8 protein-coding genes are annotated in these 13542 nt (G+C 60.3%); 2 read left to right on the top strand and 6 right to left on the bottom strand.

The window, feature by feature from the left end; translation table 11 throughout:
* Positions 1–292 precede the first annotated feature (292 nt).
* Together ACOKCT_RS07720 and ACOKCT_RS07715 are read left to right on the top strand one after the other, a co-directional pair.
* Positions 293–1519 carry a diguanylate phosphodiesterase gene (locus ACOKCT_RS07720; protein ID WP_103180241.1) on the top strand — a complete coding sequence of 409 codons (1227 nt, stop codon included), beginning with the start codon at positions 293–295 and terminating at the stop codon, positions 1517–1519.
* 108 nt (positions 1520–1627) lie between these two features.
* A complete protein-coding gene (locus tag ACOKCT_RS07715; protein ID WP_420193345.1) occupies positions 1628–2371 on the top strand; it encodes a MerR family transcriptional regulator in 744 nt (247 codons plus the stop codon).
* Positions 2372–2408: 37 nt separating this feature from the next.
* Here ACOKCT_RS07715 and baeR read toward each other — a convergent pair whose 3' ends face one another.
* Genes baeR through ACOKCT_RS07685 form a run of 6 tightly spaced genes read right to left on the bottom strand, consistent with a single transcriptional unit; the run spans position 2409 to position 13381 of the window.
* A complete protein-coding gene (gene baeR / locus ACOKCT_RS07710) occupies positions 2409–3134 on the bottom strand; it encodes a two-component system response regulator BaeR (protein WP_103180239.1) in 726 nt (241 codons plus the stop codon).
* The gene (gene baeS, locus ACOKCT_RS07705) at positions 3131–4534 is read right to left on the bottom strand and encodes a two-component system sensor histidine kinase BaeS (protein ID WP_103180238.1); all 1404 of its coding nucleotides are present in this window, start codon (positions 4532–4534) and stop codon (positions 3131–3133) included. Before baeS ends, baeR begins: the two co-directional genes overlap by 4 nt.
* Entirely contained in the window at positions 4531–5946 is a 1416-nt protein-coding gene (locus tag ACOKCT_RS07700) for an MFS transporter (RefSeq protein WP_156654879.1), read from the bottom strand. The genes baeS and ACOKCT_RS07700 overlap by 4 nt, the downstream gene beginning before the upstream one ends.
* A complete protein-coding gene (gene mdtC, locus ACOKCT_RS07695; RefSeq protein WP_420193344.1) occupies positions 5946–9023 on the bottom strand; it encodes a multidrug efflux RND transporter permease subunit MdtC in 3078 nt (1025 codons plus the stop codon). Before mdtC ends, ACOKCT_RS07700 begins: the two co-directional genes overlap by 1 nt.
* Entirely contained in the window at positions 9024–12149 is a 3126-nt protein-coding gene (locus ACOKCT_RS07690; RefSeq protein WP_420193343.1) for an MdtB/MuxB family multidrug efflux RND transporter permease subunit, read from the bottom strand.
* Entirely contained in the window at positions 12149–13381 is a 1233-nt protein-coding gene (locus ACOKCT_RS07685) for an MdtA/MuxA family multidrug efflux RND transporter periplasmic adaptor subunit (protein WP_103180234.1), read from the bottom strand. Before ACOKCT_RS07685 ends, ACOKCT_RS07690 begins: the two co-directional genes overlap by 1 nt.
* Positions 13382–13542 lie beyond the last annotated feature (161 nt).

Genomic DNA, 13542 nt, shown 5'->3' with positions numbered 1-13542 from the left:
ATTCCGCTGTATTTAAATGGTTAATATCTTGTTAACTGGTAAATACTGTACATACTAATTGTACAAGTTAACAAATATATTTTGATCAATACGTGCTAAGTGTTTCTATTCAACATCTTAAAAAATACAAATTGTGTAAAACAGTCTAAAAAGATTGTACATTGTCGACGATTTTCGTCATTAAGGCGGGTACAGGTGACGGGCTATTTTCCCGTCTGGGCAGGCTGCCAAGACGTGCAGCCAACCATCTGATACTGTGGACTTTCATTCACCTCCTCTTATTGGAAACCCGATGCTCACTACCATCATTTACCGTAGTCATTTTCGTGACGACGTACCGGTTACCGTGCTGGAAGACATGGTTGTTGCAGCGAATGTAAAAAACAGAGAGGCCGGCGTAAGCGGCATTCTCCTGTTTACCGGCAAGCTCTTTTTTCAGCTGCTCGAAGGACCTGAGGAGAAGGTAAGAGCCATTTACCGCGCGATCTGTGAAGACCCGCGTCACCACAACGTGGTGGAACTGTTGTGCGATTACTCCCGCGCCCGACGCTTCGGCAAGTACGGCATGGAACTCTTCGATCTGCGCCACTATGACCGTCACGAGGTGATGCAAAACGTGCTGGATAAGGGCACCACAAAGTACCAGATGACCTACAACGACAGGGCGCTGCAGTTCTTCAGAACCTTCGTCGAGGAGAGTGAGAAAGAGAACTACTTTGAGCTGCCGTCAGGGGATCACTGGGTATTTGTCCCGGATAATGACGCTCCCAGCGTACGCGCGCTGCAGGGGCGTTTAAGCAATACGTGCAACTTCGCGTTCCAGCCGATTATCGACCCGCTGGCCCGTGAAATTGTCTCCTTCGAAGCCCTGATCCGCACCCCGGACGGGGAGTCTGCCCAGCACTGGTTTGAGGGGCTCGAAGGGGATGCTGTCTACGAAGCTGACCTCAAAAGCAAGAGCGTTGCTTTCGCGATGGCAAGCGAGTTGGGGCTGGGGGAACAGAGCCTGTCAGTGAACCTTTTACCGATGACGCTGGTCAATGTTCCCAATGCGGTCAACTATCTGCTCCAGGAGATAGAAGCCAACGGGCTGGTAGCCGAGCAGATTGTGGTAGAGTTTACCGAGCACGAGGTTATCTCCCGTCTGGACGAGTTCACCGGCGCGGTACGTGAGCTAAAAGCCGCAGGTATCGGCGTGGCGATCGATCACTTCGGTGGCGGGTTTGCCGGCTTATTGCTGCTGGCGCAGTTCCAGCCAGACAGAATTAAGATCAACCGGGACCTGATCCGCGACGTGCACAAGAGTGGTCCAAGGCAGGCGATTGTGCTCGCCATCATCAAATGTTGTACAGCTTTGGAAATATTGATCTCCGCGGTGGGCATTGAGCAGCCAGAAGAGTGGATGTGGCTCGAATCTGCCGGCGTTTCGCAGTTCCAGGGGCACCTGTTTGCCCACCCTGAACTGGCCGGCATCCCGCCAGTTTCGTGGCCTGAGCCGCGCGAGGAAGTCGTGCGCTAACCTTCGCCGGGCAGTGTTACAATTCTGTTGTACAATATAACGAGTTGTACAGCCCGGCGAGATTCGTTACCTTGAACAATGAATATATCGATCAGTCATGAGGAATCGATGGCCTTTTACAGTATTGGCGATGTGGCAGAACGTTGCGGCATCAACCCCGTCACCCTGCGTGCATGGCAGCGTCGGTATGGCCTGCTAAAACCGCAGCGCAGTGAAGGCGGACATCGACAATTTGATGATGACGACCTCCAGCGCATTGAGGAGATCAAGCGCTGGATTGAGCGTGGCGTACCGGTTGGTAAGGTAAAAGCCCTGCTTGACGGGGATAAAGCCCCCGAGCAGGGAGACTGGCGCGTGCTGCGGGAAGAGATGATTGCCACCCTGAGGCAGGTCAACCCGGCAAAATCCCGCGCGCAGATCGCGATTTTCTGTCAGCACCACTCCGTGGATGCGCTGGTAGACCATGTATTTATTCCCGTGCGGGCCACTCTCCGTCTCGATCACGCCACCGCGCGGGCGATGGGCAGCCTGCTGGACGGTATTCTGATCGAGCAGGCGGTCACCAGCCTGACGGAGTCGCGTGCGAAAGCAGGCAGGGATGCGTTACTGATAGGCTGGGGTATTGAGGACCGAACCCGCCTGTGGCTGGAAGCGTGGCGCCTTTCGCATCGGGGCTGGCGCATCAACGTATTTGCTGAACCTCTGGCGTTACCCCATCCGGAGTTCTTCCCGGGCCAACATATTCTCGTCTGGGCAGGCGAGACATTATCAGACGAACAGCGCCAGCAGCTGGAGCACTGGCAAAATCAGGGGTATGTCATTACGGCACACGGGGCGGCTGACGCCGTCTGATGCCATTACCCGCCGCAGCGGGTAACGTTCTCTCTTATCACCCGCCAATCCGGCACGCATCCGCTTCCCAGCGATACCCCACGCCATACACTGCGCGAATAAACGACTGGTCGGCATCCAGCGCTTCAAGCTTGCGGCGCAGATTTTTGATATGGCTGTCGATGGTGCGGTCCGTCACCACCCGGTAATCGTCATACAGGTGGTTCAGCAGCTGCTCGCGGGAGAACACCTTCCCCGGCTCATGGGAGAGGGTTTTCAGCAGACGAAATTCCGCCGGGGTGAGATCCAGTAACTTACTGCGCCAGCTTGCCTGAAAACGACCTTCATCAATGATGAGTGGGCTTTCGGCATCCAGCACCTGCAACTCACGCTGCGGTTTACAGCGGCGCAGAATGGTTTTCACCCGGGCCACCACTTCGCGCGGGCTGTAGGGTTTGCAGATGTAATCGTCGGCACCGATCTCAAGACCTAACAGGCGGTCAATCTCTTCAATTTTGGCGGTGACCATCACAATCGGCACTTCAGAGAAGCGGCGGATTTCGCGGCACAGGGTCAGGCCGTCGGTGCCCGGCAGCATCAGGTCAAGCAGGATCAGATCCGGCGGGGTCTGGCGTACATATGGCAGGACCTGATCGCCGTGGCTGATAAGCGACGGAGCGTAGCTCGCCGCCCGCAGATAGTCGATTAATAACTGCCCAAGCTTAGGCTCGTCCTCCACAATCAGAATGCGGGGTGTGTTTTCGTCAATGGGTAACTCAGTCATGCTTCTCTCGATAAATCGCGTTCCAGCGGTAGCTCTACTGTAATGCTAACCCCGCCAAAAGGCGAATGGGCGGCGCGGAGGGTGCCGCCGTGGGCTTCAACGATGTTGACGCAGATCGCCAGTCCCAGGCCGGAGCCGCCGCTGGCACGATTGCGGGAGCCTTCGGTGCGGTAAAAACGCTCAAACAGCTTGTTGAGCTGGTCGTCCGTGACGCCAGGGGCGGTATCGGCGAAGGTCAGCGTAAAGCGCTGCTCTTCGCACTTGCCGGCGATCCGCAGCGCGCCGCCCGCGTCGGTATAGCGCAGGCTGTTTTCCAGCAGGTTGTTAAACAGCTGCATCAGCCGGTCGCGATCGCCAAACACTACGGCGTTTTCCGGTAGCGAGAGCTCAATGCGCAGGTCGCGGCTGGCAAAGCGTTCCCGAAAGGCGCCGCTGGCGACTTCCAGAATGTTGATCACATCCACCGGCGCTTTCTGGTAGGCCAGCGCCCCTTCGTCGGACATCGACAGCTGATGCAGATCCTCTACCAGTTTAGTGAGGGTGCCCACTTCCGCCTGTAAAGAGGCGACCGATTCTGGGGTGAACTTACGCACGCCATCCTGGATCGCCTCCAGTTCGCCGCGCAGCACCGCCAGCGGGGTGCGTAGCTCGTGGGAAATATCCGCCATAAAATCCCGGCGCATCTGCTGGTTTTTCTCCAGGGTACTGGCGAGCTGGTTGAAGTCCTGCGCCAGCTTGCCCAGTTCGTCCTGGCTGCGGGTATCGACGCGGGTGGAAAAATTCCCCGCAGCCAGCTGGTGGGTGCCGTCCACCAGCCGTTTAACCGGGGCCAGCAGGCCGCGCGCCAGCGGAAAGGTCGCCAGCGCCGCCAGCAGGGTGGAGAGCGCCACTATCAGCCAGCTGGTCTGGCGCTGCTGTCGATCAAAATTGATGTCGGTATTGCGCGTCAGCCGCTCGACCGGGGAGGCGATCACCCAGCCCACGGCCGCGCCGTTGACGGTGATGGCCCGCTTCGTGCCGTCCGGCGGCACCGGAGCCCGCGGGCCGACCAGCACGCGCATCTCCTGGTCGATCACCCAGAACTGGGTGCGCCAGCCGTGGGGCGGCATGCCGGGTCCGGGACGATCGCTGTCGGTGTCGTGCTCCAGCGAGCGCAGGATCTGAAAGACAAAGCGGTCGTTGTTGCGTAAAAAGCGCCAGTTGCCGTGGAGAGCGTACTGCTCGGCCAGGGCATCGCTCAGGCCCTGCAGACGCTGCTCGTTACCGTGTTTGATGTAGTCAATAAAGCCGCGCTCAAAGCTGACCCGCACCGCCCAGTGCATGGTGATCAGCAGGACCATACAGGTGGCGAAAATGGCCAGAAACAGCTTGCCGGTGATACCCGGTCGCCAGAACTTCATCTTTCACTCCTTTTGCGCCGCCTGATGACGACATTCTTGCTGGTATCATCCGGAACCCGGGCGAAAATAAAGGCTGGCAGGGCGATAATCAGCGCCATGCTCAGGTAGGTGTAGAGGAATACCTGATGGACGACGGCACTGTCGGCGGTGAGCTGATGCTGCCCGTACAAGCCCAGCAGCAGCCCGGCAATCGTCACGCCCACGCTCATCGACAGCTGCATGATCATCGACAGCAGGCTGTTGCCGCTGCTCGCCTGCTCATCGGGCAGATCTTTCAGCGTCAGGGTATTCATGGAGGAGAAGCGGATGGAGTTGATCATCCCCTGGCAGAACAGCACCAGCGGCAGAACGTAGTACCAGCCCAGCAGCGCAACGCCCATAAACAGCAGGCTCACCAGCGCCAGCCCCAGGGTGGAGGCGACCAGCACCCGGCGATAACCGAAGTAGTTCACCACCTGCACGACAATGCGCTTCATCCCCATGCTGCCGAGCACCATCGGGATCATCATCAGCCCGGCGTGAAACGGCGAAAAGCCGAGGCCAATCTGCAAAAAGACCGGGGTCATAAACGGCAGCATGCCGCTGCCGATGCGTCCGGCCAGGCTGCCGAGCAGCCCCAGCCGGTAGGTGGTGTTCTTAAACAGCGTCAGGCTGAACAGCGCCCGGTCATTGCCCCGGGCGTGCCACAGATACCAGAGAATCGACACCACGCCGATGGCCACCAGTCCGGCGAGGGCCAGGGAGGAGATCCCGAGCCCCTTTTGCCCATCCAGCGCCAGGGTCAGGGTCGCCATCCCCGCCGCCAGCAGGAAAAAGCCACCCAGATCGAAACGCCGGGTCTGCATTTTGTAGTTCGGCATCAACATCAGGGTGGAAATCGCCCCGATAATCCCCACCGGCAGGTTAATCAGGAAGATCCAGTGCCAGGAGGCGTACTCCACCAGAACACCGCCCAGCGCCGGGCCCAGCAACGGCCCCACCTGGCCGGGGAGGGTCACGAAGGTCATCGCCGCCATGTACTGCTCGCGCGGGACGATCTTCATCACCGTCAGCCTGCCTACCGGCACCATCATCGCGCCGCCGACGCCCTGCAACACCCGGGCCATCACCAGCTCGTTGAGCGTCTCCGCCCGGGCGCAGAACAGGGAGCCTGCGGTAAAAAGCACGATGGCGGTAAAGAAGATATTGCGCACCCCCACTTTGTCCGCCAGCCAGCCGCTGGCGGGGAGCATCACCGCCACCGTCAGCACATAGGCGACAATCACCATATGCATATGCAGCGGGCTCTCCCCAAGGCTTTTCGCCATTGAGGGGAGGGCGGTGTTGACGATAGTCGTATCCAGCGACTGCATAAAGAAGCCGAAGGCGACAATCCACAGCTGCCAGCGAACGTTCGCGGGGAGATCCGTCATTAGCCTGTTACCGTCTCTTTCTGTTTACGTGAAAAACGCACCCGTAAGCGATCAAAGAACAGATAGACCACCGGGGTGGTATAGAGCGTCAGCAGCTGGCTCATCACCAGCCCGCCAACAATGGTGATCCCCAGCGGCTGGCGCAGCTCCGCGCCATCCCCGCTGGAAATTACCAGCGGCAGAGCGCCGAACAGCGCCGCCAGGGTGGTCATCATAATCGGGCGAAAACGCAGCAGACAGGCCTGGAAGATCGCCTCCTGCGGCGTCATGTTGCCGTTGCGCTGTGCCTCCAGGGCAAAGTCGACCATCATGATGGCGTTTTTCTTCACGATGCCGATTAACAGCATAATACCGATCAACGCGATCAGGCTGAACGGGGCGCCAAACAGCTCCAGCGCCAGCAATGCGCCCACGCCCGCCGAGGGCAGGGTGGAGAGGATCGTCAGCGGATGAATATAGCTCTCATACAGCACCCCAAGCACGATATAGACCGTGGCGATCGCCGCCAGAATCAGGATCACCTGTGAGTTCATGGTCTCCTGGAACACCTGGGCGGTACCGGCAAAGCTGCCACGCACGGTGGACGGTACCCCAAGCTGGGTCATGGCGCGGTTGATGGCGTCGCTCGCTTCCGAGAGGGATTTCCCGGTCGGCAGGTTAAACGACACGGTCGAGGCCGCCGACAGCCCCTGATGGTTGACCGACAGCGGCGCATTAGCGGGCTGCCAGCGGGCGAAATAGGAGAGCGGGATCGCCTTACCGTCGTTATTAATCACAAACATCTTATCCAGAGCGCTGATATCCTGCGTATAGCGGGGATCGACCTCCATCACCACCTTGTACTGGTTCATCGGCTGATAGATGGTGGAGATCTGCCGCTGGCCAAAGGCGTTGTTCAGCAGGCTGTTGGCGGCGCTGACGTCAATCCCCAGCCGCGACATGGTTTCGCGATCGTAGGTCAGGGCCATCTCCGCGCCGTTGTCCTGCTGGTCGGAGTTAACGTCCGCCAGCTCCGGCAGCGCTGCCAGCGCTTTGCGGATCTTCGGCTCCCACTCTCTGAGGGCGGCAAGATCGTCTGACAGCAGGGTGTACTGGTAGCTGGCATTCGACTGGCGCCCGCCCACGCGGATATCCTGCACCGCCACCAGGAACATATTTGCTCCCGGCTCTTTCGAAAGCGCGCCCCTGAGGCGGTCGATCACCTGCTGCGCAGTTTCGTTACGCTCGTCACGGGGCTTGAGGGTGATAAACATCATCCCGCTGTTGACCCGCGAGCCGCCGGTAAAGCCGGTGACGTTATCCACGGCTTTGTCTTCGCGGATGATCTTCATGAAATCCTGCAATTTGCCGCGCATCGCCTGGAAGGAGATGCTCTGGTCGGCCTGAATTCCCCCCATCAGCACCCCCGTGTCCTGCTCCGGGAAGAAAGTTTTTGGAATGGTGATATACATCCAGACGTTGAGGGCGATAGTGCCGATCAGCACCAGCCCGACGATCCGGGTGTGGTTCAGCACCCACTTCAGCGATTTACCGTAGCCTGACTGCAACGCCATCAGCATCCGACCAAAGCCCCGATTGCGCGGCTGCGACGTCGGCGGGCTGCGTTTCAGCATCCAGCCGCACATCATCGGCGTGAGCGTCAGCGACACCAGCAGCGATATACCGATCGCCACCGACAGCGTGACCGCAAACTCACGCAGCAGACGCCCCGGCAGTCCGTCCATCAGCAGCAGGGGCAGGAACACCGCCACCAGGGAGAGACTCATGGAGAGCACCGTAAAGCCCACCTCACGCGAGCCTTGCAACGCCGCCTGCAGCGGTTTCATCCCCGCTTCGAGGTGGCGGGAGATGTTCTCCAGCACCACGATGGCGTCATCCACCACAAAGCCGGTGGCGATGGTCAGGGCCATCAGAGACAAATTGTTGAGGCTAAAGCCGCACAGGTACATGGCGGCGAAGGTGCCAATCAGCGACACCGGGACCGCCACCGCCGGGATCAGCGTCGCCCGCCCGGAGCGCAGGAAGAGAAATACCACCAGGATCACCAGCGCCACCGAGATAATCAGCGTTTGCTCTACCTCTTCGAGCGAGGCACGAATGGTGGGGGAGCGATCCTGGGCAATCTGCAGATCGATGGCCGCCGGAATGGTCTCCTGCAGCTCCGGCAGACGGGCGCGGATGCTGTTCACCGTCTCAATAATGTTGGCTTCCGGCAGTTTGCGGATCATCAGCAAAATGGCGGGCTTAGCGTTGGTCATCCCGGCGTTGCGCACGTCCTGCACCGAGTCGGTGACGCTTGCCACGTCGCTTAAGCGCACCGCCGCGCCGTTATTGTAGTGGATGATTAAGGGCTGATATTCCTCCGCGGTCTTCAGCTCGTCGTTGGTCTGGATCTGCCAGCGGCGGCTGCCATCCTCCACCGACCCTTGCGGCCTGCGCACGTTGGCGTTGCTGATGGCGCTGCGCACGTCATCCAGCGAGACGCCCTGGTTAAAGAGCGCCTGCGGGTTCAGCCCCACGCGCACCGCGGGCAGGGAGCTACCGCCGACGTCCACATCGCCCACGCCCTCGATCTGGGCGATGGTCTGCGCCAGCTGGGTGGAGGCGAAGTCGTACAGCTGCCCCTGGGAGTAGGTGTCCGAGGTGAGCGTCAGGATCATAATCGGCGCATCGGACGGATTGGCTTTGCGGTAGGTCGGACGGCTCGGCATGCCGCTCGGGAGCAGGCTTTGCGCGGCGTTGATCGCCGCCTGCACGTCGCGCGCCGCGCCGTTGATGTCGCGGTTAAAGTTAAACTCCAGAATGATGCGCGTACTGCCGAGCGAGCTGCTGGAGGTCATCTCGTTGACCCCGGCGATGCGCCCGAGCGAGCGCTCCAGCGGCGTTGCCACCGACGAGGCCATCGTTTCCGGGGAGGCGCCGGGGAGCGAGGCGCTGACCATGATCACCGGGAAATCCACCTGCGGCAGCGGGGCCACCGGCAGTAGCCGGAAGCCGAGCACGCCGCAGAGGGTGATGGCGAGGGAGATTAAAATCGTCGCCACCGGGCGGTAAATGAAGAGGGCGAAAAACTTCACTTACGCCTCCTCTTCTTCACGTTTCGGGAAGCGGCTTTTGCTCCACAGGGCCAGGCGGTCAAAGAGCAGATAGATCACCGGTGTGGTAAACAGAGTTAACACCTGGCTCACCAGCAGACCGCCCACCATGCCAATCCCCAACGGACGGCGCAGTTCGGCCCCGACCCCGGTGCTGAGCATCAGCGGCAGGGCGCCGAGCAGCGCGGCGAGGGTGGTCATCAGGATCGGACGGAAACGCAGCAGACAGGCCTGATAGATCGCCTCCCGCGGCGGCATGCCCTGTTCGCGCTCGGCGGCAAGGGCAAAGTCGATCATCATGATGGCGTTCTTCTTGACGATGCCGATCAGCAGGATAATGCCGATGATGGCAATCACATCCAGCTCGTTGCCCGCCAGCATCAGCGCCAGCAACGCACCCACACCCGCGGTGGGCAGGGTCGAGAGGATGGTGATGGGATGAATAAAGCTCTCATAGAGCACCCCCAGCACGATGTACATCGCCACTACCGCGGCCACGATCAGCCAGATGGTGCTCCCGAGCGCCGCCTGGAACGCCAGCGTACTGCCCTGGAAGTGGGTCTGGATATCGGTCGGGAAGCTGAGACGTTTTTCCGTATCGGTAATGGCCTGAATCGCTTCGCCCAGCGAGTAGTCGTCCGGCACGTTAAACGAGATGGTGGTGGAGGGGAACTGATCCAGATGGTTCACCGCCAGCGGCGTAAAGCGCTCTTCCACTTTGGCAATTGCATTCAGGGGCACAATCCCGCCATCTTTGCTGGTCAGGCGCACCGAATCCAGTCCTGCCAGCCCCGGCGTCTGCCGGGTATCGTGCTCCAGCACCACCCGGTACTGGTTAGCCTGGGTATAGATGGTGGAGATCAGTCGCTGGCCGAAGGCGTTGTACAGGGCGTTATCCACATCCGCCATGCTAATGCCCAGCCGGCTGGCGCTGTCGCGATCGACATTGATATAGGCCGCCAGGCCTTTGTCCTGCCAGTCGCTGCTGACGTCCGAGAGCTGCGGCAGCTGCTGGAGCTCATCCACCAGCTGTGGCACCCAGGTGCTGAGCGCATCGAGGCTGGTGGCCTGCAACGTAAACTGATACTGAGTGCGGCTCACCGTGGTGTCAATGGTCAGATCCTGCGTCGGCTGCAGGTAGAGTTCCACGCCAGGCACCTTCGCCACTGCATTTTGCAGTCGGTCGATCACCGTGTTCACCCGGTCGTCGCGATCGTCCAGCGGCTTGAGGTTGATTTGCAGGCGAGCGCTATTGAGGGACGGGTTGGTGCCATCAACGCCGACGAACGAGGTCAGGCTCTCCACCGCCGGATCTTTCATGATCGCTTCTGAGACCGCCTGCTGGCGCTGGGCCATGCTGGCGAACGACACCGACTGCGGGGCCTGCAACGTGCCCTGAATAATGCCGTTATCCTGGATCGGGAAGAAGCCTTTTGGGATCATCACCCACAGCAGCACGCTCAGGGCCAGGGTACCCAGCGCCACGCCGAGGGTCGCCCACGGATGGTTCAGCACTTTGGCCAGCAGGCGTCCGTAAGCGGCAATAATCCGCTCGAACATCCGCTCCGAGGCGCGGGAGAAACGGTTCTGCTTGCGCAGAGATTCATGGCTCAGCATGCGGGCGCACATCATCGGCGTCAGGGTGAGCGACACCACCGCTGAGATTAAAATCGCCACCGCCAGGGTCACCGCAAACTCCCGGAACAGACGCCCGACGATATCGCCCATAAACAGCAGCGGGATCAGCACCGCAATTAACGAGAAGGTGAGGGAGATAATGGTGAAGCCGATCTCACCGGCCCCCTTCAACGCCGCCGCCAGCGGTTTCTCGCCTTTTTCGATATAGCGGGAGATGTTCTCGATTACCACGATAGCGTCATCCACCACAAAGCCGGTGGCGATGGTCAGGGCCATCAGCGTCAGGTTATTGATCGAGAAGTCGAGGAACACCATAACGGCGAAAGTGCCCACCAGTGACAGGGGCACCGCCACCGCCGGAATAATGGTCGCCGGAACGTTGCGCAGGAACAGGTAGATGATCATTACCACCAGCGCAATCGCCAGCATCAGTTCAAACTGGGTATCGCTCACCGACGCGCGAATGTTGGTGGTGCGATCCGACAGCACCTTAACGCTCACCGATTTTGGCAGACTATCGATAAGGGTGGGCAGCATCGCACGAATGCTGTCGGCGGTATCGATGATGTTAGCCCCCGGCTGGCGCTGGACGTTCATCACAATCGCCTGCTGTTTGTTGGCCCACGCCCCGAGCCAGCTGTTTTCTGCCCCCTGCTCGACGGTCGCCACGTCGCCAAGCCGGATCGCCGCCCCGTTCTGGTAGGCGACAATCAGCTGACGATACTCATCCGCGGACTGCATTTGGTCGTTAGCGGAGAGGGTCACCGCCCGGGTCGGACCATCGAGCGAGCCTTTCGCCGAGTTAACGTTGGCGTTAGTGATGGCGGTGCGGATGGTTTCGCTGGTCAACCCCAGGGAGGCGATCGCCTGGGCGTTGAGCTTCACGCGAACCGCCGGACGCTGGCCGCCGGAGAGGGTCACCAGCCCGACGCCGGAGACCTGGGAGATCTTCTGCGCCACGCGGGTTTCCACCATATCTTCCACCTGGGTCATCGGCATGGCAGAGGAGGTGACGGCGAGGGTCATGATCGGCGGATCCGCCGGGTTCACCTTGCTGTAGACCGGCGGGTTAGGCAGGTCGGACGGCAGCAGGTTGGTGGCAGCGTTGATAGCGGCCTGCACCTCCTGCTCGGCGACATCCAGCGACAGGCTGAGCTGGAACTGTAACGTCACCACCGACGCGCCGCCGGAGCTTTGGGAGGACATCTGCTTCAGGCCCGACATCTGCCCAAACTGGCGCTCCAGCGGGGCGGTGATGGCGGAAGTGACGACATCCGGGCTGGCGCCGGGGTAGAGCGTCACCACCTGAATGGTGGGGTAATCCACTTCCGGCAGGGCAGAGACCGGCAGGAAGCGGTAGCCAATGATCCCCGCCAGCAGGATCGCCACCATCAGCAGGGTGGTGGCGACAGGGCGCAGGATAAACAGACGCGGCGGCCCGCCTGTAGCGCTCGGGGGCATCACCTGCATCAGGCGTTCTCTCCCTGTTTTTTAGCTTCGCGTTTGCCAGGATCGGCAGGGGTGTCGGCGTGGGATTCTACGACCTCCACTTTTGCCCCTTCGGTCAGACGGTCGATGCCGTCGGTCACCACGCGGTCGCCTGCCGACAGCCCGGCGGCAATGACCACGCTCTGGCTGTCCTGAATGCCCGGTTTCACCAGGTGCTTGCTGACCTTGTTGTCACTGTTCAGCACCCAGACGAAGTTGCCTTCGTTACCCATCTGCAACGCTGCCGTTGGGATCACCACCGCATTCTCTTCGGTAGCGACCAGCATGCGGGCGTTAACAAACTGGTTCGGGAACAGGGCGTCGTCCTGATTGTTAAACCGTGCTTTCAGCTTGATGGTGCCGGTGGTGGTGTCGATCTGGTTATCGAGGCTCAGCAGGGTGCCGTCGCTGAGCTTCTGCTTGTTGGCGCGATCCCAGGCCTCCACGGTTAAGCTTTTACCAGCTTTCTGCGCCTGGATAATGGTGGTGATATCGCTCTCCGGCAGGGTAAACACCAGATCGATAGGGTGGGTCTGGGTGAGCACCACGATCCCGGTGGTATCGCCGCTGGAGATCTGGTTGCCGATATCCACCTGTTTTAATCCCACGCGTCCGTCGATAGGGGCGGTGATGCGGCTCCAGTCGAGCTGGAGCTGCGCGCTGGCGACAGCGGCCTGGTCTGCCTTAATGGTCCCCATGCTTTCGCTCACCAGCGCCTGCTGGGCGTCGAGCTCCTGGCGGGAGACGAGGTTGGTTTTCACCAGCTGCTGATAACGGGCCAGATCCCGGCGGGCATTAGCAAGGGTGGCCTGATCTTTAGCCAGCTGTCCCTGGGCCTGGGCCAGCGCAACCTTGAACTGGCTGGGATCGACTTCGGCCAGCAGATCGCCAGCCTTCACCTGTTGTCCTTCCTGGAAGTGCAGGGCGATAAGTTGCCCGTCGACGCGGCTGCGCACGGTGACGGTGTTGGCGGCGGTAATGGTGCCGAGCCCGGAGAGATAACGCGGCACGGATTTACTGACTGCGGTGGCGGCCTGAACCGGCGCCAGAGCGCCGCCGCGCATGCCGTGACGTCCACCGCCTGCCGGGCGCTGCGCCTGGCTGGATGCACCGGCAGGAGCCGAAGCGTGTTGATGCCAGTACCACGCGGCGGCAAGGGCCACCACAATGATGCCAGCGGCGATTACCCAGCGGGATTTATTGCGGCCTTTCATCGTTATATGTTCTCGTCCTGAAACAGTGCGGAAAATAATACTAGTTTAGTGAGGCAATTGAGCGGAAAAATGGAGGAAATATGAAAGACTGTCGGGAATTGTCCGAATGGCGCGGGGCAAGGCCGGTGCGGTCTGCATGCCGGGTGGTGGCTGCGCCTTAC

It is taken from the genome of Leclercia sp. M-A074-M (assembly GCF_965195605.1).
Taxonomy (GTDB): Bacteria; Pseudomonadota; Gammaproteobacteria; order Enterobacterales; family Enterobacteriaceae; genus Enterobacter.
Note: the sequence above shows the minus strand (reverse complement) of the source record. Positions and strands in the feature narration are given on the sequence as shown.

Bases quoted from the DNA above. Each gene is read 5' to 3' on its own strand.
- ACOKCT_RS07690 (WP_420193343.1), bottom strand. From the start codon at position 12,149: ATGCAGGTGATGCCCCCGAGCGCTACAGGCGGGCCGCCGCGTCTGTTT.
- ACOKCT_RS07715 (WP_420193345.1), top strand. From the start codon at position 1,628: ATGGCCTTTTACAGTATTGGCGATGTGGCAGAACGTTGCGGCATCAAC.
- ACOKCT_RS07685 (WP_103180234.1), bottom strand. From the start codon at position 13,381: ATGAAAGGCCGCAATAAATCCCGCTGGGTAATCGCCGCTGGCATCATT.
- baeS (WP_103180238.1), bottom strand. From the start codon at position 4,534: ATGAAGTTCTGGCGACCGGGTATCACCGGCAAGCTGTTTCTGGCCATT.
- baeR (WP_103180239.1), bottom strand. From the start codon at position 3,134: ATGACTGAGTTACCCATTGACGAAAACACACCCCGCATTCTGATTGTG.
- ACOKCT_RS07700 (WP_156654879.1), bottom strand. From the start codon at position 5,946: ATGACGGATCTCCCCGCGAACGTTCGCTGGCAGCTGTGGATTGTCGCC.
- ACOKCT_RS07720 (WP_103180241.1), top strand. From the start codon at position 293: ATGCTCACTACCATCATTTACCGTAGTCATTTTCGTGACGACGTACCG.